This window comes from Paenibacillus sp. GQ49 (assembly GCF_059759055.1).
The window spans coordinates 82888-107827 of the sequence record NZ_JCAXEL010000004.1; the positions used below are offsets into that span (position 1 = coordinate 82888).

At 46.9% G+C, this 24940-nt stretch carries 26 protein-coding genes; 8 read left to right on the top strand and 18 right to left on the bottom strand.

Features of this window, described 5'->3' with window-relative positions; genetic code table 11:
* Positions 1-55: 55 nt before the first annotated feature.
* Genes AC6CIF_RS09660 through cobD form a run of 4 tightly spaced genes read right to left on the bottom strand, consistent with a single transcriptional unit; the run spans position 56 to position 3736 of the window.
* Positions 56-742: a histidine phosphatase family protein gene (locus tag AC6CIF_RS09660; RefSeq protein WP_498199327.1), complete on the bottom strand. Its 687-nt coding sequence runs from the start codon at positions 740-742 to the stop codon at positions 56-58.
* Positions 733-1713, bottom strand: coding sequence for an adenosylcobinamide-phosphate synthase CbiB (gene cbiB, locus AC6CIF_RS09665; RefSeq protein WP_498199689.1), 981 nt, complete (start codon positions 1711-1713; stop codon positions 733-735). The genes AC6CIF_RS09660 and cbiB overlap by 10 nt, the downstream gene beginning before the upstream one ends.
* A 44-nt stretch (positions 1714-1757) precedes the next feature.
* Positions 1758-2588 (bottom strand): adenosylcobinamide amidohydrolase, encoded by an 831-nt coding sequence (locus tag AC6CIF_RS09670; RefSeq protein WP_498199329.1) that lies wholly within the window; start codon positions 2586-2588, stop codon positions 1758-1760.
* The gene (cobD, locus tag AC6CIF_RS09675) at positions 2585-3736 is read right to left on the bottom strand and encodes a threonine-phosphate decarboxylase CobD (protein WP_498199331.1); all 1152 of its coding nucleotides are present in this window, start codon (positions 3734-3736) and stop codon (positions 2585-2587) included. The genes AC6CIF_RS09670 and cobD overlap by 4 nt, the downstream gene beginning before the upstream one ends.
* Positions 3737-3925: 189 nt before the next feature.
* On the opposite strand from cobD, the gene lplA reads away from it, so the two are divergent.
* Together lplA and AC6CIF_RS09685 are read left to right on the top strand one after the other, a co-directional pair.
* Entirely contained in the window at positions 3926-4930 is a 1005-nt protein-coding gene (gene lplA / locus AC6CIF_RS09680; RefSeq protein ID WP_237176486.1) for a lipoate--protein ligase, read from the top strand.
* A gap of 240 nt (positions 4931-5170) precedes the next feature.
* Positions 5171-5974: a Cof-type HAD-IIB family hydrolase gene (locus tag AC6CIF_RS09685; protein WP_062833159.1), complete on the top strand. Its 804-nt coding sequence runs from the start codon at positions 5171-5173 to the stop codon at positions 5972-5974.
* A gap of 327 nt (positions 5975-6301) precedes the next feature.
* Here AC6CIF_RS09685 and AC6CIF_RS09690 read toward each other — a convergent pair whose 3' ends face one another.
* Entirely contained in the window at positions 6302-7828 is a 1527-nt protein-coding gene (locus tag AC6CIF_RS09690; RefSeq protein WP_498199334.1) for an FAD-dependent oxidoreductase, read from the bottom strand.
* A gap of 156 nt (positions 7829-7984) precedes the next feature.
* Here AC6CIF_RS09690 and AC6CIF_RS09695 point away from each other — a divergent pair, with 156 nt between their 5' ends.
* Positions 7985-8554 carry a TetR/AcrR family transcriptional regulator gene (locus tag AC6CIF_RS09695; protein WP_498199336.1) on the top strand — a complete coding sequence of 190 codons (570 nt, stop codon included), beginning with the start codon at positions 7985-7987 and terminating at the stop codon, positions 8552-8554.
* A gap of 64 nt (positions 8555-8618) precedes the next feature.
* Here AC6CIF_RS09695 and AC6CIF_RS09700 read toward each other — a convergent pair whose 3' ends face one another.
* The gene (locus tag AC6CIF_RS09700) at positions 8619-9557 is read right to left on the bottom strand and encodes a DMT family transporter (RefSeq protein ID WP_498199337.1); all 939 of its coding nucleotides are present in this window, start codon (positions 9555-9557) and stop codon (positions 8619-8621) included.
* 120 nt (positions 9558-9677) lie between these two features.
* Here AC6CIF_RS09700 and AC6CIF_RS09705 point away from each other — a divergent pair, with 120 nt between their 5' ends.
* Positions 9678-11099, top strand: coding sequence for an aminotransferase-like domain-containing protein (locus tag AC6CIF_RS09705; RefSeq protein ID WP_498199339.1), 1422 nt, complete (start codon positions 9678-9680; stop codon positions 11097-11099).
* A gap of 55 nt (positions 11100-11154) precedes the next feature.
* Here AC6CIF_RS09705 and clpP read toward each other — a convergent pair whose 3' ends face one another.
* From clpP to AC6CIF_RS09725, 4 genes are all read right to left on the bottom strand, one after another.
* Positions 11155-11736 carry an ATP-dependent Clp endopeptidase proteolytic subunit ClpP gene (clpP, locus tag AC6CIF_RS09710; protein WP_017689971.1) on the bottom strand — a complete coding sequence of 194 codons (582 nt, stop codon included), beginning with the start codon at positions 11734-11736 and terminating at the stop codon, positions 11155-11157.
* 18 nt (positions 11737-11754) lie between these two features.
* Complete coding sequence (locus AC6CIF_RS09715; RefSeq protein ID WP_498199342.1) at positions 11755-12630, bottom strand: RNA polymerase sigma factor; 876 nt, start codon at positions 12628-12630, stop codon at positions 11755-11757.
* A gap of 118 nt (positions 12631-12748) precedes the next feature.
* Positions 12749-13555 carry an MBL fold metallo-hydrolase gene (locus AC6CIF_RS09720; protein ID WP_498199344.1) on the bottom strand — a complete coding sequence of 269 codons (807 nt, stop codon included), beginning with the start codon at positions 13553-13555 and terminating at the stop codon, positions 12749-12751.
* Between the two features lie 284 nt (positions 13556-13839).
* Positions 13840-14286: a hypothetical protein gene (locus tag AC6CIF_RS09725; RefSeq protein WP_498199346.1), complete on the bottom strand. Its 447-nt coding sequence runs from the start codon at positions 14284-14286 to the stop codon at positions 13840-13842.
* Positions 14287-14555: 269 nt separating this feature from the next.
* Here AC6CIF_RS09725 and AC6CIF_RS09730 point away from each other — a divergent pair, with 269 nt between their 5' ends.
* The 3 genes from AC6CIF_RS09730 to AC6CIF_RS09740 are packed head-to-tail and all read left to right on the top strand — an operon-like array spanning position 14556 to position 16591.
* A complete protein-coding gene (locus AC6CIF_RS09730) occupies positions 14556-14756 on the top strand; it encodes a hypothetical protein (protein WP_498199347.1) in 201 nt (66 codons plus the stop codon).
* Positions 14756-15280 carry a C39 family peptidase gene (locus AC6CIF_RS09735; RefSeq protein WP_498199349.1) on the top strand — a complete coding sequence of 175 codons (525 nt, stop codon included), beginning with the start codon at positions 14756-14758 and terminating at the stop codon, positions 15278-15280. The genes AC6CIF_RS09730 and AC6CIF_RS09735 overlap by 1 nt, the downstream gene beginning before the upstream one ends.
* 60 nt (positions 15281-15340) lie before the next feature.
* Positions 15341-16591, top strand: coding sequence for a hypothetical protein (locus AC6CIF_RS09740; RefSeq protein ID WP_498199351.1), 1251 nt, complete (start codon positions 15341-15343; stop codon positions 16589-16591).
* A 173-nt stretch (positions 16592-16764) separates the two neighbouring features.
* Here the strand turns inward: AC6CIF_RS09740 and AC6CIF_RS09745 are convergent, their stop codons facing one another.
* The 4 genes from AC6CIF_RS09745 to cysT are packed head-to-tail and all read right to left on the bottom strand — an operon-like array spanning position 16765 to position 20530.
* On the bottom strand, positions 16765-17829 hold the full coding sequence (locus AC6CIF_RS09745; RefSeq protein WP_498199353.1) for a sulfate ABC transporter substrate-binding protein: 1065 nt from the start codon (positions 17827-17829) through the stop codon (positions 16765-16767).
* A 25-nt stretch (positions 17830-17854) separates the two neighbouring features.
* On the bottom strand, positions 17855-18919 hold the full coding sequence (locus AC6CIF_RS09750; protein ID WP_127544178.1) for a sulfate/molybdate ABC transporter ATP-binding protein: 1065 nt from the start codon (positions 18917-18919) through the stop codon (positions 17855-17857).
* Position 18920: 1 nt separating this feature from the next.
* Positions 18921-19718: a sulfate ABC transporter permease subunit gene (locus tag AC6CIF_RS09755; RefSeq protein WP_498199355.1), complete on the bottom strand. Its 798-nt coding sequence runs from the start codon at positions 19716-19718 to the stop codon at positions 18921-18923.
* On the bottom strand, positions 19715-20530 hold the full coding sequence (gene cysT / locus AC6CIF_RS09760; RefSeq protein ID WP_017689978.1) for a sulfate ABC transporter permease subunit CysT: 816 nt from the start codon (positions 20528-20530) through the stop codon (positions 19715-19717). The genes AC6CIF_RS09755 and cysT overlap by 4 nt, the downstream gene beginning before the upstream one ends.
* Positions 20531-20874: 344 nt before the next feature.
* Between cysT and AC6CIF_RS09765 the strand changes: the two genes are divergently transcribed.
* Positions 20875-21276 carry a secondary thiamine-phosphate synthase enzyme YjbQ gene (locus AC6CIF_RS09765; RefSeq protein WP_498199357.1) on the top strand — a complete coding sequence of 134 codons (402 nt, stop codon included), beginning with the start codon at positions 20875-20877 and terminating at the stop codon, positions 21274-21276.
* Positions 21277-21466: 190 nt separating this feature from the next.
* Here AC6CIF_RS09765 and AC6CIF_RS09770 read toward each other — a convergent pair whose 3' ends face one another.
* The 4 genes from AC6CIF_RS09770 to ppnP form a co-directional block, all read right to left on the bottom strand.
* Complete coding sequence (locus AC6CIF_RS09770; protein ID WP_076209447.1) at positions 21467-22069, bottom strand: TetR/AcrR family transcriptional regulator; 603 nt, start codon at positions 22067-22069, stop codon at positions 21467-21469.
* A gap of 5 nt (positions 22070-22074) precedes the next feature.
* The gene (locus AC6CIF_RS09775) at positions 22075-22707 is read right to left on the bottom strand and encodes a YigZ family protein (protein ID WP_498199358.1); all 633 of its coding nucleotides are present in this window, start codon (positions 22705-22707) and stop codon (positions 22075-22077) included.
* A 176-nt stretch (positions 22708-22883) separates the two neighbouring features.
* Positions 22884-24239, bottom strand: coding sequence for a glucose-6-phosphate isomerase (locus AC6CIF_RS09780; protein WP_017689982.1), 1356 nt, complete (start codon positions 24237-24239; stop codon positions 22884-22886).
* A 189-nt stretch (positions 24240-24428) separates the two neighbouring features.
* Positions 24429-24746, bottom strand: a complete 318-nt coding sequence (gene ppnP, locus AC6CIF_RS09785; RefSeq protein ID WP_017689983.1) for a pyrimidine/purine nucleoside phosphorylase — start codon at positions 24744-24746, stop codon at positions 24429-24431.
* Positions 24747-24940 lie beyond the last annotated feature (194 nt).

Genomic DNA, 24940 nt, shown 5'->3' on the forward strand with positions numbered 1-24940 from the left:
TGTATCCATGCTGAAGTCACACTTCTGTTGTGATTATAGGGTATATTGTACATCCTTACAACCCGATTGGCGGAAAAGTCACTCTGCTGCCAAACCACTGATTCCCCTGTTGATCAAGCTGAACCTGAATCGCCTGTCCCGGTACGACATGTGTATCCCTGAACCCAAGCCCGGCAATCAGACGGGACAAGGCATACCGGATGACACCACCATGTGTGACCACAACTATGGTTGGCACTCGCCCCTCATTAACGTGCGTCGAAGGACGGCCCTCCAACAACATCTCTTGGAGAAAGGAGTTCAACCGTCCAGTAAAATCCTGCCACGATTCCCCCTCAGGCGGAGTGACCTCCTGCGGGGCATCTATCCAGTTTCGGTACACACGGTTATCCTTGAGCTGATCATAGGTCAGCCCTTCCCACTGTCCAAAATCATTCTCACGCAGGCGTGAGTCGAACTTCACCTGTCCGCTAGCATCAGGAAGAATCTGTTCCAGCGTCTGCCGACAGCGAAGCAGATCACTGCAGTATACCTCGTGCCACGAAACACTGCTCAATTGTTCATGAAGCGGAGCCAGTTCTTCTTTGGCATTTGGCAGCAGACCGATGTCGGTATGCCCCAGATATCTTTTTTCCACATTCCACAGCGTTGTCCCGTGACGGACCCACAGAATGTTTCGCTTCAGTGAGCCGGGTTGATTCGTATGTACTTCATTGCCTGCATTCCCTTTGTTTACGGCCATAACAGCGTCCCTCCTGCCATCCACACACCCAGCGTTATGAACACGCACAGTACAACAAAAGCCCCTGCCGACCAGAACATCAGACGTGACGTTTGCACAATATCCTCGGCTTCCATCGGCCTTGTGGCCTCGCCCATGTAGGCACGAAACGAAGCAACGCCGTGATACACGTTATGTCCGCCAAGCCGGATGCCCAGTGCTCCAGCCACTGCAGATTCGGGAAAACCGCTATTCGGACTTGGGTGCAGTCTTGCATCCCGTGCGACCATGCGTGCTGCTCCTTTGGCGTCCTGCTTCATGACCCAGGCACCCACGATTAACAGAATCGCGGTCAGCCGGGCAGGTATCCAGTTCGCCACATCATCCAGACGGGCCGAGGCCCAGCCAAGATGCAGATACTTGTCATTTTTATATCCGACCATGGAATCCAGCGTGTTGACGGCCCGATAAGCCATGGCAAGCGGAGCGCCTCCAATGAGCGCATAGAATAACGGTGATACAATGGCATCCACGATATTTTCGGCAACTGTCTCTACCGTTCCCCGCACAACCTCCGGTTCGTCCAGATGCGCCGTATCACGTCCAACAATCATGCCCAGTGAACGTCTTGCCGCTGGCCAATCCTGCTGCTTCAGATGACGATACACTTCCATACCTGCATCCTTCAGCCCTTTTGAAGCAATGGTCGTTGCAATGAGTACCACTTCAGCTGCCGCTGCAATGACAGGATGAATCAGCCCAAGCACATATACGAGTCCCCAGGTGATGGCAAAAGAACCCCCTGCAATCACAATTGGGAACAACAGCCCCGCTCTCTTCAGCCCCAATTCTGTGCGCACACGCGAGCGAATGACACGCTCCAATGCCGAGATGCCTTTTCCCATGCCAATCACCGGGTGGGGAATCCACCGCGGATCTCCGATACATCGGTCCAACAGGTACGCCAGTATAATAATCCAGGCTCCCGCCATGCCTGTCCAGAATGGCCAAGTCCATAGATGCTCCAGCTCAAAAGTCATTTGTGCCTGATCCTCTCTTTCCATAACAGTCCGGCCTGAAGGCTCTCCGTCACCGTGTCGTATACCAATCTGCCAATCGCCGCCCCTGCCGTAGTCGCTGTCCCGGCATAAGTGATCATCAGCTGAGGTTCCTCCACTGCCTGACGTACCGCCAACACAATGGCATCGGTTGTGGTGCCGGTAGCAGGCAGCCCATTCTCCGAATCCAGAACACCCGCATCCGCCAGCGCTGCCGCTTTGGCTTCCACCGCTGTCTGTACCGCATTCACCATCGCCCCGGTGGTCAAGCGTCCATTCAACCAGAGCATGATGTTAATTGTACCCGGGACATAGGGTTGCATAGTTAGATCCCGTGCTGAAGGAGCAGAGCGCTCCCTGCCGGAAGACATCGTCTTATTTCCCGCCGTATCAAATACCGTTCTCTCCGACCCCGCTCGTGCGGCATTTGATACACCCGCAGTGGTGCAGCACAGAAGACCAAATTCATCACTTGTATATTCCTGAATGGAGGTATGCTCCAGCCTTACGGCCGTCAATAATCCGGCACATTGATCGCGTGGCTCATACCATTCGTTCAGCGCTTGTTCGATATCACGCGGCGGATCATCACAGCGGTAATGCCTGTCCACATAGATGTTAAATATGCGATCCAGTTCAAGCATCCCGCCGCCATATACCGCACTCGACAGCGCTTGGGCAGACCTTGGGCTCTGAGCTTTGATATGTCGTTCATGTGCGGATATGTTCAGTCCCGGCCAGGAAGAGGAAGCATATTTATTCTCTCCTGTTTCTCCATTCGCAAAGTAGTTATAAAACGGGAGTGTCATTGCCGCTCCCCTCCCTGTTCCTCATCTTTCGTCTGATCGACATTCGGAAATCCCTTGGTTTCCAGCACGCTGCCCAGCAGTTCGAGTAATGTAGCATTGGCGCCTGCATCCTTGACCGCGAAACGTACATGCCCTTTGTCAAGCCCCGGATACATGGCACAACTGCGAATCAGAATGCCCCTTCGGCCCATCGCCTCCTGCATTGATGCTGCTGTCCAAGGGGCCGGTACACGTACCAAAATAAAATTCGCCTCCCCCGGTGTCACCGTACATCCGTACGCCTGCAGTCCTTCGATGAGACGCCCCCGTCCCCGCGTGATCTGTGATATGGTCTCCTGTTCGTACCGTTCTCCGCTGCGCAGACAGGCTTCCCCTGCCATGAGCGCCAGACCGTTGACACTCCAGGTCACCTGTTTCTTCGTCATCGCCTGGATGTATTCCGCACGGCCCAGAGCATATCCGAGGCGCAAGCCCGGAATGGCATAAAACTTCGTCATCGAGCGAATGATGATCACATTAGAATAGTCATTCAGATGTGCTGCCAGGGACTGGCGCCGGGCTACCGGAATAAAATCCATAAATGCCTCGTCAATGACAAGTACGGTTCCCGTTTCTTCCGCTTTGCGGGCAAGCCTTTGTAATACCTCAAGTGGATATTGTACACCGTTTGGATTGTTGGGTTGGCCGAGGAAGAGCAAGTCTACCTTTTCCATGAGCTGCTCGATGTCCTCGGGTTCCGCTCGCCACGCCAGTTCTTCTCTGCCCTCCGTATGTACAACCTCGGCACCGAATTGTCGTGCCAACGCCCGGTACTCCGAAAACCCCGGTTCCACCGTACCCACCTTGCGCGGGGCAAGCCCCAGCAGAATGAGAGCCATGCTTTCGGCTGCGCCGTTGCCCACGGAAATCTGCTCCTGCATCACACCAAGACGCTCGCTCAGCAGTGCTTTGAATCCACGATGCGCCGGATCGGGATACCGAATCACCGACTGCAATCCTTGCTGTATAGCCTCCAGCACCCCTCCCGGCGGACCGAGCGGATTAATGTTGGCACTGAAATCCAGAAAATCAGCGGCATCCCTCCCAAATCGTGACGCAGCCGTCTCCACGTCCCCACCATGTCCGAACACTTCGATATAACCGGTCATTCTTCCGTCATCCTTTCTGTATGTCCTTTTTATTATGGATGGCACGGGAGGTGTGGGTCAATCCTGTTTTCTTTGTGTCCCAACCATAATTCGTTTACAATAGAAGAGGAATTTCGGTTCCTTTTGATAAACAAGGTTCACTACATAAGGGACTAACAATCCCTCACATACATTAATGGAGGAATGACCATGCTGTTTGTAGACAACCAGGGCATTACAGATCCTTCTGTAAACCTTGCCATTGAGGAGTACATTCTGAAACATCTGCCGATGGAGGATGACAGCTATCTGCTGTTCTACATTAACCGTCCGTCGATCATCATCGGAAAACATCAAAATACGATTGAAGAAATTAATATCGAGTACGTTCAGGATAACGGTGTGCAGGTGGTTCGTCGTCTTTCGGGAGGCGGAGCGGTATATCACGATCTGGGCAACCTGAATTTCAGCTTTATTACAGCGGATGACGGTCAATCCTTCCACAATTTCCGCAAGTTCACCCAACCTGTGGTTGAAGCTTTGCACGAGCTTGGTGTAAATGCCGAGTTGACCGGGCGTAATGATCTGCAAGTCGGCGAAAAGAAAATTTCGGGCAACGCCCAGTTTTCCACACGTGGGCGCATGTTCAGTCATGGCACATTGATGTTTGATCTGAATCTGGAGCATGTTCAGGCTTCCCTGAACGTCAATCCCGAGAAGTTCAAATCCAAGAGCACCAAGTCCGTCCGCAGCCGGGTCGCCAACATACGGGATCTGATTGACACCAACCTGACGATTGAGCAGTTCCGCGATGAGCTGTTACGTCACATTTTCAGAATGGAGCCTCAAGACGTTCCGCAATACAAGCTGACTGACAAGGACTGGGACAAAATCAAGGAAATTTCCGCTGAGCGTTATAACAACTGGGACTGGAACTATGGCTTGTCTCCGGAGAGCAATGTGAAGCACACACGCAAATTCCCTGTCGGTATCATCGATCTGCGCATGAACATCAAGGATGGACGCATCGAAGATATCAAAATCTTTGGCGACTTCTTCGGTGTAGGTGATGTGGCGGATATCGAAAATATGCTGCGTGGCAAGCGGTATGAGGAATCCGAGGTGCGTACTGCACTTGAGGGCCTGGATGTAAAACATTACTTCGGCAACCTTGAGCTGGAAGACTTTATCGGCCTTGTTTTTTTGGAAGAGTAGGATTTAGATGTAAGTATAGTTTTAGAACGAAGTCTAAGATTACACGTTAACGGAGAAGACAGAATTCATCGGGAGAAGCGAAGCGTTCGCCTTTATCAACGGATTTTCCCTTGGGGAATGGAATCAAAAATCCGGGGATAACAGCGATCGAAAGATGAATCTGTATTCGGAGTGGCCTCGTGTAAAACTTATTTTTTCGTTCGTTAATATAGATACAGATAAAAAAGGAGAGAAACACAGATGACCTACAAATTAATCGCAATCGACATTGATGACACACTGATCAACGACAACAAGGAAGTAACCCCTGCTACACAGACTGCACTGGAACAAGCAGTTGCCCATGGTGTAACTGTAACGCTGGCGACTGGACGTGCTTATGCCTCCGCACAAGCGCTGGCTCGTCAAACCGGACTTAACGTGCCGATCATCACGTATCAGGGCGCACTGGTGAAAAACCTGCTGGACGAAAAAGTACTTTATGAGCGTTACGTTCCACAGGAAGCTTCCCGCAAATTGTATGATTACTGCCTGGAGAACAATCTCCACCTTCAAACATACATTGACGATAAGTTATATGCCCGTGAGGAAAACGACAAGCTGCGTGATTATGCCAAATTAAACGGCACCCAATATTACATCGAATCTGATTTCATCAAAGTCATCGAACAAAAAACTCCGAAGCTGCTTATTATTGATGAGCCAGACTACTTGGATAAGGTTGCCGTTGACCTGCGTGAGTTGCTCGGACCACAAGTGCATATTACAAAGTCCAAACCTTACTTCCTGGAGATCATGCACAATGAAGGAACTAAAGGCCACGCCCTGACCTTCCTGGCTGACCATTTCGGTCACCAGCTCAGCGAGTGTATTGCCATCGGCGACTCCTGGAACGACCATGAGATGCTCGAAGTTGCTGGTCTTGGTGTAGCGATGGGCAATGCCATTCCTGCCCTGAAAGAGCTGGCGGACTACATTACGGCAAGTAATAACGAAGACGGTGTAAAAGAGGTTATCGAGAAGTTTGTGCTGAACGCAGAGTAAATAAGATCAACGAACAGCCCAGTCCGGCGAATTTCGCCGTGCAGGGCTGTTTTTTTGATTTTAAAAATATGTTCATTATCCTGTTTAAACGATTATATTAGGTATATTTTTCTGTTATTTTTTATGTTTTGAGAGCAACAATGCAGTAATCAAGGATAATTGTAGTGAAATCGTAATCGCCATAGATAAGATGACACGAGTTGTATCTGGGACATCGGCAAAAAACAAAACAATAAAAAATACAATAAATGAGATGACAATGCTAGCTATGAAATTTAAAATTATTCGTTTCATGTTTTGCCTACTTTCGCCCCACGATTCATTGTTTTACTTGCTCATGGCATGCTGGAAAGACTCCAGCAGTTTCTTGATTTGCCCATCAAATTCCAGTTGAAATGACGGAATGATCTCATCTATTCTTTGCTGGAATAACTCCGGATCTTGGACACCAAGCTCTGCTCTTAACTCCATTTCTTCTTTGGAACCATTGTCGTTCAGGATCATGTTCAGGATTTCACCTTTAAAGTATTCACTTGGAGGAAGGATTAGAGCATTCATCAGGAACTGGGTAAAAAAGAGATGTTTATTATTTTCCTGACTCGCCTTTTTCATCGCCTGCTTAGTAAACAAGTTTATATACTTCTGAGCAAACGTAACCCCTTTCATTCGGGAAGGCCCAACATGTTCGACCCCTTTCCAACGCAGATCGGCCACAGAACTAAGCCACCAGGCCGGTTCAATGGCCTGCTGCATACGAAGCAACACTTGGCGCTCAAACTGCGGCTCAGGATGCAATCGCTGCTCATCCAAGCATTTTCCTATGGTCTCGACTTCAATTGCAGCGACCGTCATGCCTTGACCATGGATTGGATCGAAGCTGCAAAATGCATCGCCAAGGACGAGTAATCCGGAGGGCCAATTCTCCATCAGTTCAAAATGTTGACGAACAGACTCGGAAATACGGTATCCCCTCGGTCCTTGAAAAGGCTCCAGCTGTTCTGCCAACGCTACGATTTCATCCGAAGCAAACAGATGTTTGATTTGCTCTTGAAACTCATCCGGATGGGTTGGAGGATATTCATCTCCTCCTGCGTTGAACAGTAATAGTCCAGCGATATCATTTTCAATGCGCCACAACATGCCTGCACGAGTTCCTTGCACAGGATCGGACTCTGTTATCACCGTGCCCCAGTCATTTTGAATAGAGGATGGTATCTTATAATAGCGGGTGCTGTAACCAAGCGACACCTTCAGCACTTCCGGCTCAGGCACGGACAACCCTATCTGATCAAGCCATCTGATCAATTTGGAAGAACGTCCCGCGGCATCAATAACCATATCTGCTGCAAGCATTGCTTCCCGGTTATCCCGACCTCTTTCTTTGGTATACACGCCTGTAATCGAACGCTGATCTTCTGATGCCATTAACCCAGTAACTTCCGTGCTCGTTAAGAAGCTTATATGATCTATGCTCTGGACTCGCTGACGCAGTACCCACTCCAGCAGGGCTCTGCTGCTTGATGCAATTTTAAATGAGGAATCAGCATTTGCCTTATTGACTAATGTACCGTAGCGATTGACAATCACAATTTTCTCTTCATGTGAAGGAATGGCACCAAGCGCGACCAATTCGTCATTGTATCCGGGAAAGTACTTTTCCAGAATGAGTCCGCCGCGCGGTAATACACGATGTGGATGAAAGGATTGAGGCACACCCTGCCGATTCGCCGGCTCAGAAGGTAATTCATCTCGCTCAATGATACATACCTCATCATAATAATCAGATAACATCCTTGCAGTGATTAACCCTGCAATACCTGCCCCAATTACCACAGCTTTTTTCATATCGGGCATCGCCACTTCACCCTCTCTAATCCATCATATTTTATCTACACTTGTAGCCCTATCAAAAAATTACTTATAATACCAATATACACTTAGAATCTCGTATCATGTAAGAATCAATGTGTTGATACTATATAGCTAAACTACAATAAGGAACTGATGTAGATGAAAATGATTGATAAAAAGGTGGATTTGAGAGTTACCCGAACTCATAAATTGTTAACGATGGCGCTACTTGATCTGTTATGTGAGAAAGGCCAACTATTCAGCAACATCACAATTAATGAGCTATGTGACAAAGCTATGGTTCACCGAACAACGTTTTACAAACATTTCAAGGATAAATTTGCTCTACTGTCCTCCACCCTAACTTGGGTCCTTCGGGATTATTTACACATGAATGTAGAAGACCGGTTACAGCAGCCTTTGCAAAGCGTATCTAAAATTCTGTTTGGAAATGTACTGGAGACAATTGTGCAGAATCAACAGAAGGATGAGGGGTTTAACAACTTTTTCATACATTATATCGGAGAGATATTCAGACGGGATTTTCTGGAATTGAAGAGAAGAGGTAAACAATTTTCACTTCCCATAGAACTGGTAGCCGAGTTTCACTCGGGGGTGATTCGTTTACTTGTGACGTGGTGGATACAACATTTCGAAGAAAATGTTACGGCAGAACAGATGGATGAATATTACTACCTACTGGTTAACGAGAACATCATGTTGGAATAACAAACAGCTCAACCTAAAATCAATGGCTGATTTTGAGATTGAGCTGTATACCTTCCAACTTTACCTATTTCAAAACAGATTCGGAAGCCTTCACTGTCATCCTCGTACGACTTCTTTTCTTCAACCAGCCGCTCACCTTCTCATTCATCGCCAGCAGACCTGAAACAACCAGTACCACGCCGATCCATGTAACCCAGCTGACATGCTCACCATAGACAACAGCACCAAGACCTACAGCAATGGGCGGAGAAATGTATAACCAGGTTGCCGGAAACAACGGGTTGGTACGCAACATGATCCAATAGAACAGACTATGCCCCACCATGGAGCCAATGACAGTCAGATAGATGACCGACGAGACGGCAGGCACCCAGTCCAGAGCAGACATATTCCACGATTCCGTTCCGACCGAGAGCAGGGATAACAGCAATCCCCCATACATCATCTGCACCGCATTGATCGCTACAGGACTAGCCTCCTTGAACTGATGAATAACCTTTTTGGAGTACAATGCACCTGCTGAATAACAGACCTCCCCCACCAGTACCGCGATACAACCCCACATGAACAGGGAACCTGCACCAAGCGATACACCTGGCAACACAACCAGTACCACACCAGTGAACCCGATCAGGCAGCCTGTAATCATACGGGCAGATGTTTTTTGCCGTAACAGCGCCGTCTGCATCAACATAATCATCAGCGGCCCTGTCGCTGACAAAATGGCACCCACACCCGAGCTCACATGCTGTTCAGCCCAATATAATGTGGCAAAGGTGCCGAAGGTCAACCCCGCTCCCGTTAACAACATCTCCTTGCGGAACAGGAGCGACCAGCTCACTTTGCCCTTCATCCTCATCCATGCAAACATCAGCGCTCCCGCGATTACAAATCGCAATCCGGCTGACAGAAAAGGCGGCATGCCTGCCTCTACTCCAATTTTAATAGCCAGAAATGTTGTACCGAAAATAAGACACATAACCGTAAATGCAATCCCCACCATGATAACCACTCCTTTATCTGTTCTCCATCATATCTCATGGTCTACAGAACAGAATGAACAAAACAGAACAGTTTTCTCCCATTAGCTGTTACAATAGAGTTCAAAAGGAGTGTGAGCCGGGTGGGCAGAACCATGATGATGACAGATAACAGCCTGAAATTATATGAGCAAGTCATCCATTATCTCGTTGTACGTATAGAAGCGGGAGAGTGGGCCGAACATGAAAAACTGCCATCTGTACGAAGCCTGTCCGAGCTACTCGGCGTACATCGTCTGACTGTTTTCAAAGCCTATCAGGAGTTAAAAGAACGTGGGAATGTTTATGTGAAAGATAAGTCTGGCTATTATGTCAGCCCAGCGACTCCATTCTCAGTAACGGATCAGGCGGATGATCCCGCCGTGTCTGCCTGGCTGCATTGGGATTCACTTGCACGGGTACAGTCCCTTGAAGCAGAATACCAATTTTCCAAATCGTTAATCGATCCCTCTCTGTTGCCCAACCGTTATTGGGGAGAACTGATGCGTGATCTGCTAGATCAATATCCCCGTTTGCTCGGAACGTATTCCACGATTCAGGGTGATCTGGAATTGCGAAGTGCGCTGGCAAGCCATCTAACGAAAAAAGAACGCTTCTATCTCTCTGCAGACGAAGTGCTCATTACTTCGGGGGCCCAGCAAGCGATTGACGTCATCTCGCGGACGCTGGTCAAACCCGGGGATCGGGTGTTGATGGAACGCCCTACGTATGGACCAGCAATGGAGATTTTCCGCAAACAAGGTGCTCGTCTGATCTTTACGGATATTCACTCGGACGGGTACGATCTGGAGCAGATCGAACATCTGATGAAAAGTGAGAAGCCGCGCCTCTTTTATATGACACCGACCTTTCAGAATCCAACCGGCCTTAATGTTCCAGTAGAACAGCGTAAGCAGTTACCCGAACTTGCAGAACAGTATGGTTGTTTTCTGCTCGAAGACGATAGCACCTATGATATCTATTTTAAGGAGAAACCTCCTGCACCCATTTTCACCTACGATACCACTGGACACACCCTGTACATTCGCAGTTACAGCAAGTATGTTGCACCCGGACTGCGGATTGCAGCCATCATATGCCGTCAGCGTTTCATGCCAGGACTACAGGCTGTAAAATCACTGACAGATAACGGATCGCCCCTTCTGAACCAGAAGCTTTTTCTCCGTTATTTTCAGTCAGAACGTATGCATCAGCATCTGTCCAAGCTGCGGACCGCGATCCAGCTACGTATGGAAGTGATGGAACAATATCTGCTGGAAACGGACTGGACGTGGACCCTGCCGGAGGGCGGACTCAACTTTTGGGTGGAGCTTCCTGAGGGTGTGGATACAGGAAGACTGCTTCACCGATGCATGGAACAATCCGTTGCCTTTGTACCCGGAACCGTATTTGATTCTTCGGATCATTCAGCCAGTCGCAAGCTGCGCCTGTCCTTCTCTTATGCACATGAGCAGCAGATTCGGGAAGGCATGAGTAGACTTATTACGCTGGCTAAAGAAATGTAAGGTTTGGTTATAAATCAAAAAAGCCCGGAAGGTCACATGACCTTCCGAGCTAATGTTATGAGCTGGATATGACCTTATCCACCAATCCATATTCGACTGCTTCCGCAGCGGTCAGGAAATAATCTCGATCCGAGTCCTTCTCAATCCGCTCAATTGACTGTCCTGTATGGTCGGCTAACAGCTTGTTAAGACGTTGACGATGCTGAATGATGCGGTTAGCATGAATCAGCATATCGGACGCCTGCCCTCGTGTACCGCCATGTGGCTGATGGATCATAATCTCACTGTTTGGCAGCGCCATACGTTTACCTTTTGTTCCACCCACCAGCAATATCGTACCAAAGCTTGCCGCCATCCCTGTACAGATCGTGGAGATATCCGGCTTCACAAATTGCATCGTGTCATAGATCGAAAATCCCGCGGTCACCGACCCACCAGGGCTGTTGATGTACATCTGGATGTCCTTCTCCGGGTCCTCTGCAGTCAAAAACAACAACTGGGCCACAATGGCATTTGCCATCTGATCCTCAATCTCTCCGGACACCATAATGATCCGGTCTTTGAGCAAACGTGAATAAATATCATAACTCCGCTCTCCACGAGCTGTTTGTTCCACTACATACGGCACTACATTCATATGTGTCGCCTCCTCGATTTAGGCAACCATGTTGACCGTGTACCCACCTCCATATGACATCGAGTTCATGCCAGAAGTAGAGTACCCGTACATCATTGGCTGCATAGATGGAGACGGCAAAGTCTGCTGCAAAATCGTTCCCGCCACAGCCATCGGATCATCGGTCCGGTTCAGGCACAGATCAATAATTCGGGCTGTATCTCCATTACGAAATGCCAGCAGATAGCTGCGCAGTTCCTCCCGATTATCCTCCACTGCGCCTTCCTCATACTGCAATTCTGTGTCGTCCGATTGTTCCAACCTGTGCCTCACTTCAGCTATGGCAGAGCGGGCTCGACTTAACGCTGCTTTCACAGCACCTTCTGTCGTATCCAACATCTCCGCAGTCTCTGCCGCCTTATAACCCATTAATTCACGTAATACATATATCACTCGCTGCCACGGTGGTAGCTTATCTACAAGAAGTTGAACGGCAGACTCCAATTCTTCGAATCGCCTTTCCTCCTCCATCTCGTGCAGGAGCGGCTTCAAGCTATCCAGTTTATATGCCAATCTCTCCCGCTGACGTAGGATATCAATCCAACTATTGCGTGCAATACGAATCAGATAAGCTTCCCAGTTTATATCTTTATTCATCCCGGAAGTTCCAACCACTCTCGACGACAAGACTTTGAGACAGGTCTCCTGTACCAGATCCTCCGTGTCTGGAACTGATTTCGTCAGAGATAAACAATACGCATACAACGAACCCATCAGATCGGGTAGTACAGTATGGATGCTTTGATTCAATTGATTTTTTCTGTCGTTGCCCTTGAATTCAATATCGAATTTATCTTGTTTACCATCATCATGTGGTCTGTTGATTCTGCAATCCACGGACTTCACAAAGGCCATCTTGGGGGCCCCCCTTTGCTGGTTCCTGATTGATTTTGACTTACAATATGTAAACGAAGAACCCCTTGTAAAGGATACGCTCTTCTGAATTTATTTTTGTTACGCTAGTTAAGTTGAGTTACGCATTCGTTTCCACCTTTAATGTTCCAAGCGGCACCTTCATCCCGGTAAGGGCAATCGTAATGCCTTGATCCAGATTATAATTCTGCCGTACATCGACGTCATGAGACATATGTGTAAAATAGGTATGACCTGGCTTCAGTTCCCGCAGCAGCTCCTGCGCCTCGCGCATATCGTACACGGAACGTGTCGAGAATTCCGCAAGCTCATGCACAAAGCTTGTTCCAAGCACCAGCATATCCAGTCCGTGCAACGGCTCTTTCTCGGTTGTTTTCAGGTCAATGGCATCCGAACAATATGCCCAGCTATACCCTTCCCGTAAGAGTCGATACGCATAGGAATAACCGTTTTTACCGTGGCAGACCTTCCATGAATGTACCTTCCAGCCGCCCAGTTCAATACCGTCATCCGTTTCCAAAAAGTCCATATGACGCCCCAACCAGGGAAACTGTCCCTGAATGGTGGCAATCACTTCACGTGGTGCATACAAACGTCCCTTTACCCCCAACCAGCGGCATGCATCCGCCCATTCTGGCAATCCTCCAATATGGTCAAAATGGGCATGAGTGATGAGCAGCGTATGCACCATACGTAATCCCTGATCCTCCATCTGTGATCTCCAGTCTGGTCCGCAGTCAATCATGAACTGTTCACTCGCACCATCCCCACCACCGTCAATCAGAACAGAAGAGCGTTTCCGTTTATTTTCTCCCGTAAGCCTCGCCTCTGTACATACTTCGCAATCACAATACACACGTGGAACGCCCATCGCATCGCCAGTGCCCAGAAATGTTAGCTGATTCAATCCGCATTCCCCCTGAATTAATGATATGTAGATTGTAATCGTCAACCTCTGTTTTTGCAAAAAAAAAGACCATCCCGCTGCAGTTCTCCACTGCAATTCGGGACAGTCTGTGGTCTGACCGTTCACCGTCAGACTTTAATTCCATGCTTCGCTCCATTCGGGAGCGTACGCTTCGTCAGCATGTGATGCAACCTTATAAGCGGGTCATCCGCATGAAGATCAGGCCTTACCTTTTAAACAGGCCACGACCGATTAATTCGAGTCACATCCACTCCGCGCTGGAACTATACCAGTGCCCGCAGCTTCAACGTCAGTTCCTGACCCGCAGGTACATCCTTCGAATCCGTAATGACCCAGTTCGATGCAAGCCGCTTCGCCAGTACCTCTGCCTGCTCCGGTTTCAACTGTAATCCGGTGATGATTCCTTCACCCACTGTGAAGTCTTTCTCAGGCTGAACCTTGAAGGCTTTCTCCAACCAGATTCCGAGTCCACCACGCGTGTTAAAGGTAATCCGGTAGCCATCTTTTACTGCTGCCTCCAGATTTTCACCATGTTCATCCGCATACGAGAAAAATTCGGTATATCGGTATTCCTCTTCAGACACGGCGTCAAAAGCGGAAACGTCTTTCGCTTGAATGGCTTTTAATAGTTCTTCCTCAGGCATCCCCTTACTGCGGGCCTGCTCCAGTCGAATCGCTGTACTTTGGGATAATTTGATCTCTGCACTCATCCAATTCACACCTTCCTGCTAGTACTATGTAACAATCATGATTCAGTATACCTCTATTATAACCTTTTGGCAGTAAAAAACCTCCATCTCTACTTCCATTGAAATGAAGAGTGAGCTTCCGGTCTCAAGTTTACTTTCATTATTTTGAAATAGTAACTATCATATTTAAATAGAACAAAATAAAAATATTTACAAAATATACAATTTAACCTAATATATAGTTGTCCAAACTTAGTTCAAATAATCACATTGTTAAGGGAGGATTTTTCATGAAATTTGGAAAAATTTTAAAAAGCACTACTTTCACTCTGATTTTCACTGGTTTGCTAGCATCAAGTGCTTTAGCTGCTGGTACCGGTGATAATCCAACACCAACGAAAGATATTCCAAGCTTAAAACAACAACAAGTGCTTCCAAAAAAATTAAAAGATTTACAAATTCACAAGGATAAAGCCGAGGGTTCCAAATAATGGCAATAGTTGACTTAAAAACGGTAGGTGTTACCCCTTTCAAACAGGAAACAACATATTGGTGTGGACCAGCTACGTCTAAGCAAGTATTAAATTACCTAAATGGCAGTTCAGAATCACAATCATATTATGCGCAAAAATTAGGAACCACAAAAGATGGAACTGACTTTACAGTTGTTGATGACGTACTAAATAATCTTCAATCAAACTATACTTATTCATACTCTACGTCACTTCCAATTGAATCATGGAAGTATGCCATCATGTATTCATCGGATAACTACCATCCAGCTGTATTAGATTTAAAAATTACCGGAAATGAATTAGAAAATTATACGGGAACTGTAAGCGGTCATATAATAAATGTCTCAGGTTATGATTTTAGAACAAATGATGCAAAAGTAAGACTCACTGATCCTTACGATCAAGGAAATAGAGGGAAAACGCATGGTAATAAGTGGTACACGCTTGAAAAAGTGTGGCAAGCTAATCAAAACCACTTTAGACAAGCAATTATATGGTAAAATCAGGTTAAAGAAGGGAAGCATGCTTCCCTTCTTTACTACTCTACAGGAGGCTTCAACATGAAAGAGAAGTATAGATGCATTTATTTCTATCTCATCATTGTGCTTATATTACTACTTACAGCCTGTAACCAATCAACTCCAGCAAATCAAACTATAGATCAACATTCACTTGAAAAACCTTCTAGTACATTGGAAACTGCACCTGAAACTAATTTAACAGATTTATCTCAAAAGCCAACGTTATCCGAACTTCCACAAGCTAAACCCGATGTTAAATTTAAGCTTCCTTACACAATCGATTCAATTACAATTAAAAATGATATTCTAGAGCGTAACACCATCGTTTCCAGCTATAAAAATGACAACGGCATCGTCACTTTTAGTAGAGATTTTTCTACAACTGAAGAGATGGAGATGGAAATCATTCAGTTTGATACGAAAAATAATACCTATATCTCCCAATACCGTGCTGCGAAAGGCATGATTATTAATACCCTAGTGTCCGTTGGCGATGACTTATTTTGGGTAGAAAATCCATCCAAGTCAACAGATAATACTACTCCATGGAAAATTAAACGAATGAAACGAGATGATCTTGATGCAACCGCTACCGTTTTTGCCGAAGGGATTAGCGAAGATCAGATAGCCGTTCCAGTATTAAGATCCAATCAAGATGAAATTAGCTGGATAGAGAAGAAGATTACCAATCACATCGTGAAGAACGAAGCTTACATTTATAATGTAAAGACTCGTATTAAGACCACGGTAGCCACACAATTTCTAAATGAACAATCAAAGAACAGAGAAGGTATCTTCCTTGATTTACAAAGGCCTGTAAAAGAAGGATTATTGATACAACAAACGGTTTTTGAAAATAAAGATCAGAATAATGAAAAACGGTTTGACATTGTTATGTATCCTAAAGACCATTCCAAACCTGAGCTTATTGTTAAAGATCGTGAAGACATTTATGATTTCACAGTAAATGAGCAATGGATTGTATTGACAACGGAGAGTACTACTGAAATCTTAGATAGAAAAACTAAAAAACTGATATATTCCATTATTCACGACAGCTCGCTACTCGGTGGATACTCGCCTTTTTTATTTAAAAATCAGCTTATCTACAAACAATCCCCCTATATTATGGCTGTAGATTTAACCACAGGTAATAAACAACGGTTAACCACAAAAGAAGGAAGTTATACCCCTATTACTAATTTCGGGGATATTCTTACCTTTACTCGTATGGATCTTGGAAAGGACAGGACTCAAGCAGAATTATTTTTTGTCAACTTGAATCCCTAGAATACCAACAATACTGATTAATAATATTTCTAGAGAAATCCTGTAAATGGCCTCCCCATGGTTAGACATTATCTAACCATGGGGAGGCCATTTCAATAATATTCTAAACGATTATCATACAAAACTTTAAGACTCTGTACTAAGTAAACAAACGTCCAAATTCATAATTCAACCTATAATCCAGCAAGCACCTGATACCACACCCCGCGTTTGGAGTACAACGTACTGCGTACCTCATCCCATCCCCCTAGATAATTGATATCAAATAGTCCTTCTGGCGTTGGGAATGTCGACTCGGTCTGTGCAAATACATCAGGATCTACTGAACGAAAACCATGCTTGGCAAAAATGTGCTGTGCTTCTGGTGTACGCAGATAGGCGACAAAAGCTTCCGCCAGTTCACGATTCCCATGTTTATCGGCATATTTATTCACCACAACTGCCGGGTTTTCAATCAGGATCGTATTTTTCGGAATGACGATGTCATAATCTACACCTTTGGCGATCCGGGCAAGCAATTCATTTTCATACGTGACGATTACATCACCGACACCATACTCGAATGCCGCCATCGAAGAGCGCCCACTCTTGTCCAATGATTCAACGTTACGATGTACCTGTTCGAGAAAAGCCTTGGCTGCGGCAGGATCTTTCTTCCCCTCTTGCTCCTCCGACAGTTTCAATCCGGCACCATAAATGGCATTAATGTCCCATTGCGCGCCTCCGGATGTCTTTGGATTGGGGTACAGTACCTTCACTCCTGGCTTGGTTAAGTCCTGAAAATCACGAATACCGAGCGGGTTGCCCGCTCTTGTGCCCAGAACAACAATTGAACGGGTGATCATGCCCTCATTAGGGGTCTGTTTCCAATCGGAGCTAACCAGATCGGCTTTGACCAGCTTCTCGATATCACTCTCCATCGCGAGCAAGGCCACATCAGCCTCAAATCCACCAACGATGGCTCTTGCCTGTGTACCCGAAGCTTCGTAGGACTCCTGGAAGTTAATCGTCTGTCCGGTTTTTGCCTTCCACTCCTCCTGGAACTTGGGCAGCATTTCGCCTACAGCATCTTTCGCTACACTATAAGCACCAATCACCAGCGTATTGGATGAATCGTTACCAGCGGGCTCGTTCTGTTCGCTTGCCCCCTCCTGCTTGCTGCATCCAGCGGTCATGCAGACGAGCAGAAGCATGAGGGCAACATATAAGAGTATGGCTTTCTTCTTCCTCGTCTGCATGGGCAGCCCCTTTCTTCCACTTGATCTAAATCATCACCGGCATCGGATCTTCCTTCAGTCGGTTCTCAACCACCCAACTGTTGGAGTCATTGAACAGGTATGCACGGTGTACAAGGACTCGAATCTGTTGACCGATCTCCAATGTCGTTTTCTCCAGGGAACGATACGTGATTAACTTGTGACCCTGTACGTCCACCTCTACCATCCATTCACTGCCGCGGAAATGAAGATGTTTGACTGTACCTTTTTCGGTTGCAGACAACATGGTGAATTCATTTTTCAAGCCGATCTCAATATACTCCGGTCGGATCAGCGCTTTGGTACCTTCACCCTCAACCGCATGTTCGAACCCTTTCAGCTGTGAAGCATCCTCCACAACCGTTGACTCCCCGATAAATGTAGCCACAAATGGTGTCTGCGGGTTTTTGTAGATATCCCAAGGTGTGCCCTTCTGCTCCAGACGACCTTGGCTGATAATCATAATCTCGTCCGCCACTTCAATCGCTTCATCCTGGTCATGCGTTACAAAAATCGAAGTGATTCCCACTCGCTCAATCAACTCACGTAACCATGAACGCAGTTCCTGACGGATCTTGGCATCAATGGCCGCGAACGGTTCGTCCAGCAATAACAGCTGCGGCTCCGGGGCGAGTGCTCTGGCAAAAGCAACACGCTGACGCTGCCCACCAGATAACTGATGTGGATAGCGCTGTTCGAAACCTTTTAACCCGGTCAGTTCAACCAGTTCCATCACCCGATCACGGATCTGGGCTTTTGGCGTCTTCTTGACCTTGAGTCCAAAGGCAATATTCTCAAATACCGTCATATGTTTGAACAAGGCATAGTTCTGGAATACAAATCCGATGCCCCGCTCCTGTGGAGGCAGATGGTTCACGACTTTTCCGTGAAAGCGAATCTCTCCGGAACCCGGATTCTCCAGACCCGCCAGCATCCGCAGAATGGATGTTTTCCCACCTCCGCTGGGTCCAAGCAGACCGATCAGATGGCCTTTGGCAATATCGAATGAGACATCTTTTACCGCATGAAAATCACCGAAATGTTTGTTCAGATCACGGACTTCTACATGCATATCAATGCACTTCCTTTCGCTTCTTGGCCCATTCCATCATAAGCAGCAGCAGGGCGGAGAAGGTGACCAGCACCAATGCCACACCATTTGCGGCAGCCACATTAAAATTCTCAACATCCTGGTACACCAGGGTTGTTGCGGTCTGCGTTTTGTTCATAATATTCCCGGATACAACCAGCACTGCACCGAACTCCCCAAGCGAGCGCGCAACCGTCAAGACTAGACCATACACTACCGCCCAGCGGATCGAAGGCCAGGTCACACTCCAGAACGTCCTCCAGCCGTAGGCGCCAAGTGTAGATGCAGCCTCCTCTTGCTGTGAACCGAGTTCCTGCAGTACAGGCATAACCTCTCTGACCATCAGTGGAAAGGTAACAAATAACGTTGCGATCACCATACCCGGGAAGGCATAGACCACATTGAATCCAATCCCTTCAAAAAAAGCACCCATAATGCTGTTAGGTCCCAACATCAACACAATCATCAAACCGCCAATGACAGGAGATACGGCATAAGGCAGGTCTACAATGCTGTTCAGCAGCCCTTTTATCCGTTCACTCATCCATCCGGCACGAACCAGATACAGAGCCATCATGATGCCAAACAATGTATTTAAAAGGGTGACCACCAGAACCACCAGTCCGGTCATCATCAAGGCATGTAACGCCTCAGGGCGCATTAACCCTTTCAGGAATCCACCTGCCCCGTCTTCAAATGCGCCAATAAAAATGCGTCCAAGTGGGATGATCAGCAGTACAATAAATACCGCAAACGTCATTCCGATTAACAGTCGTCTCATCGTCTTCTCCCCCGCATCTGCACCAGATTGATCAGCCAGAGGATCAGGAAGGAGAGCGTCAGGAGCAACACGGAAACCGCAGCGGCTCCCGTTGGATTATCACTTTCAATCTCCCCGTAGATAAATACGGAAGCAGTCAGTGTTCTTCCCGGAATGTTACCAGCCACCAGCACAACAGCCCCGAATTCAGCGAGTCCTCTGGAGAAAGCCAACATCCCACCGCTGATCATACCAGGTGCCATGGACGGCAGAATCACCTGCATGAATGTGCGAGCCTTGGATGCCCCCATCGTGTACGAGGCCTCTTCCTCGGAAGGATCTATTTCTTCCAGCAAAGGCTGCACTGCACGGATAACAAACGGAAACGTGACAAAGGTCATCGCGATAACAATGGCGGGCTGGTGAAATACAATCTCAAATCCCATAGATTCTGCCAGTTTCCCAATGGCACTGACCGGACCCAAAAGCAGCATAATCATTAAGCCGCCCACCGCTGTTGGCAGTGCAAACGGAAGATCAACCAGACTGTTAAGAAACGATCGGCCCACAAAACGATACCTTGTCAACACCCAAGCGATCATCGTGCCCAAAACCACATTAATCAGCGTGGCAATAACGGCCAGCCGAATGGTCAACAGTACGGCTTTCCACGCGATGGGGTCCATAATGCTCTGAACAAAGTTGCTCCATCCTTCAGAGAAGGAATTGACGTACACACCGATGATTGGAAGTACAATAAGTACGATAAAATATAACAATACGGTACTGCGGAATCCCCAAGTCCATCCCTTATGACGAAGAACGGTATTCATTGCTGCGTTCCCTCCCAGCCTCCGGCTTTAACTCCGGTCGGCAGTCTTCCTGGCTTTAATACGACATTTTCCTAAGTTGGATGATATTACTTTAATATTATTCCCATTAGTCTACTTGGTTTTGCTTTTCTGATACTTTACCAGTTTGCAGTGCTAATCGTCAATGCTTTTATTGAATATAATTAGGCCACATCTGAGATTAATTAATAAAATCACTTCAGATTATTTCTGTCCTCTCCGTTATGATGCAATTCCCATAATCAGCGTTATATGTGGTTTGTTTGGTATGTAGTGGTTAAGGTACAATCGTGGGTAAGAAATGAGATCCTAAGGAGTGATTTAACATGTTATACAAGAAGAATATATCCACTTCCACACGAGATGAAATGAAGGATATCACATGGGACGTGAAACAGGTTGTCCAGCGTAGCGGGGTGCAGAATGGGACGGTGCTCATCTACTGTCCACATACGACGGCGGGTATAGCCATCAACGAAAATGCAGACCCGGATGTGAAACACGATGTCTTGTTGCGCCTGGACGAAGTGTACCCTTGGGAGCACCCCGAGTATCGACACGCCGAAGGAAATACAGCCTCTCACCTCAAATCGATCACAACAGGACCATCACAGACGGTGATTATTCACGAAGGCAGACTGCTGCTTGGCCGCTGGCAAGGCATTTACTTTTGCGAATTCGATGGACCACGTGAGCGGGAGTACTTCCTCAAAATCATGGAAGGTTAGTTGGGTCCAATAGGCCTGCCACCCACTCGTTCATTTTTTGCAAACACAAACAGGCGGTCCACCCTCATTCCGGGTCGGAGTCGCCTGACTTGGTCTGCTGCGCACATTAACTTTCGCGAGACAACGTTATAAAGAATTAAAGTTATGACAAATCACCGCCCTGAAGTGTAGGGGTGCAACAACAGCGCCATTATTGGTCGCCAGGCTGCTGACCCAGATTGCGGCACAGCACTTTGACATGAGACAGCGCAGACGATTCAATCTCCACAAACGTTAAACGGTCCTGAATGTAATAAGAAATGAATCCGTGCATAGCCAAAAATAGCGTACGCGGTACCCTTTGAATGTCCTCTTCCGTACAGTTCTCTTCATTCATATACTGCCTTATAATCGATGCAAACAATTCGAAGCAACGTCCCTGTTCGGTACGACAATAAGACAACAGTTCTTCATCCCTGATCATAAACATAATTTCGTATTGGTATGGATTCTCCAGACCAAAGCGAATAAACTCCATCATAATGTGCTCTACCTTGCTCACATCATCACGAACCGGCCTGACCATGGCTTGCAGTAGCAAATGCCCCAGATGATTAAAATCTTCAACCACGATGGCATAGAACAGCTCTGCCTTTTCCTTAAAGTGATAATACAGCGACCCATGACTATAGCCCAGATGCTGGCCGATGCTTCGCATCGAAATGGCGCGGTATCCTTTGGTAATAAAAAGGTGCCTCGCCGCCTCCAGTATCCGCTCCCTCGACAACTCCTGTTCGACTGCTCTTCTAGCCATATATTTTATTCCCCTTCAATAAAATAAAGCCGCTGTCCCTCCGTGATCCGGGATTGCCCTTGCGTCAAATCCATGATCCAGGCTATAAATGCCTCGGTTTCACTATCCGGCGGAAGACAAGTCAACGTAACCTTATCGGTGAATCCAGTTTCACCTGTACGGACTTCCCGGCTTCTTAACTCATTTTCCACTTTACCCAGCCACGTATAATCCAGTTCAACAAACACTTCACGATGCAACACGTTGGTAATGGCTTCTCCGGCTTCAATGGCTGCTACAGCTCCATCCGTATAAGCACGAATTAACCCGCCAGCTCCAAGCATAATTCCCCCGAAGTATCGCGTAACCACAATTGCCACATTTTTTAATTTCTGATTTTTGATCACTTCAAGAATGGGTTTCCCTGCTGTTCCGCTGGGTTCACCATCATCGGATTGCTTCTGGATCTCGTCCCGCTCCCCAATCATGTATGCAGAGCAGTTATGAGTTGCATTCCAATGTTTTTTCTTGATCTCATCGATGAAGGCAACAGCCTCTTCCTCTGTCGTGACCGGCATAATATGACCGATAAATCGCGACTTCTTGATTACAATTTCCAGATTGCCCGGTCCTCGAACCGTGCGATAACGTTCAATCATCCTAAATCCAACTTTCTGATCTTTTCCTGAGTCCATTTTACAAGAAAGCAGTTCACCGCGCGAACGCGGACGAACTGCCCTGGTTATCTACATCCGGGAACCCTGCATCTTACACGAACAGTGATTCCCGGTTAGATTTACATTACCTTATTCAACTATATGAGCAGACCGATGAATTATTCGGAAAGTCTCGCTTCGAGCGCTGCTTTCTCTTCTTCAAAGCCTGGTTTGCCCAGCAATGCGAACATATTTTTCTTGTAAGCTTCCACGCCTGGTTGGTCAAATGGATTGACGCCCAGCAGGTAGCCACTGATACCGCATGCTTTTTCAAAGAAGTATACCAGATATCCGAAAGAATATGGAGTCATATCTGGAATGTTCACAATCAGATTTGGTACTTGACCATCTGTATGTGCAAGCAGTGTTCCCTGGAATGCTTTTTTGTTAACAAAGTCCATAGTTTTGCCTTCAAGGAAGTTCAAACCATCCAGATCGTCCGGATCGGATTTGATTGAGATATGCTCAGCAACTTCAGTAACCTGGATAACAGTTTCGAAAATATTCCGGCTACCTTCCTGAATGAATTGACCCATGGAGTGCAAGTCTGTAGAGAAATCAACGGATGCAGGATAGATCCCTTTGTAGTCTTTACCTTCACTCTCTCCAAACAGTTGTTTCCACCACTCGGATACGAAGTGCAGGGAAGGCTCATAGTTTACAAGAATCTCAGTTCCTTTGCCTTTGCGATACAATGCGTTACGAACAGCAGCATATTGATATGCTTCATTCTCAGCTACATTCGGGTTGCTGTATTCTTTGGATGCGTCAGCCGCACCTTGCATCATTTCTTCGATGCTGATACCCGCTGCTGCGATTGGCAGCAAACCTACAGCTGTCAGAACGGAGTAACGTCCACCTACATCATCCGGGATAATGAAAGATTCGTATCCTTCTGCATTTGCCAGTTCTTTCAATGCACCACGTGCTTTGTCTGTTGTAGCATAGATGCGTTTGCGAGCTTCTTCTTTACCATATTTCTCTTCCAGTGCTGCACGGAAGATACGGAAAGCAATTGCCGGCTCTGTTGTAGTACCGGATTTGGAGATGACGTTGACGGAGAAATCTTTGCCTTCAACCAGATCCAGCAAATGAGTTACATATGTGGAACTGATATTGTTTCCTGCAAAATAGATTTCAGGCGTTTTGCGTTTGTCTTTTGGCAGATTGTTATAGAAAGAGTGGGTCAGCATTTCAATCGCTGCACGTGCACCCAGGTATGATCCACCGATACCGATAACGATCAGTACTTCGGAGTCGCTTTGAATTTTGGCAGCCGCTTTTTGAATGCGGGCGAACTCTTCTTTGTCATAAGCCGTTGGCAGGTCAATCCAGCCCAGGTAATCGGAGCCTGTTCCTGTTCCGTTGTGAAGCTGCTCGTGAGCCAGACGAATCGGTTCTGCGAAATAATCCACTTCGTGCTGATTTACAAATTGCAATGCCGTGCTATAGTCAAATGTCACTTTTTTTGCCATGATCTCAAAAACCTCCTGATTTCGGTTATATTTTTTCCATATCCGTATTCCATTCTAAACAACTTGCCTTAAGGATACTTCAAATCCACGGGGCTGACAAGCTTGCAGCTCGAACTTTGTCGTTAGAATTCAAGAAGCAAAAAGGGTAAACCGAATCCGCGGGTTGCGGTTCTGCTTACCCTTCTTATGTTATTCCGCCGGGTACGAGCAGACGTAGTCAGTAACGCTGCGTATCTCCAGTTTAAATTTGGATTCGGCAGGCACGTGGAACGTAGCTTGGCCTTGAATCTCTTGCCATTCTTCTTCTCCGGGAAGCAATACTTTCAGATCTCCGGACAGAATCTCCATAATTTCACGGGAATCCGTACCGAACTCATAACTGCCTGGAAGCATGATACCCAGAGTCACTTTGCTGCCATCCCCCAAAATAACCGTTCTGCTGGTTACCTGACCATCATAATAAATGTTGGCCTCTTTCACTACACTGACTTGATCGAATTGTGACATGCGTACCCGCTCCCCTGAAGTTAATGAAAACAAAAGGCAAAACAGATCAGGGCGATAACAAGTTACCGCCCATGCTCTGCGGAAATAACTACTGCCATGGATCAGGACAGCATGACGCCCTCCCAACCACAGCAGCGCTTATGAAGCTATAATTGCGTGTTCAAAAAGTCAGGTTTTCAGTACCGAGAAGATGG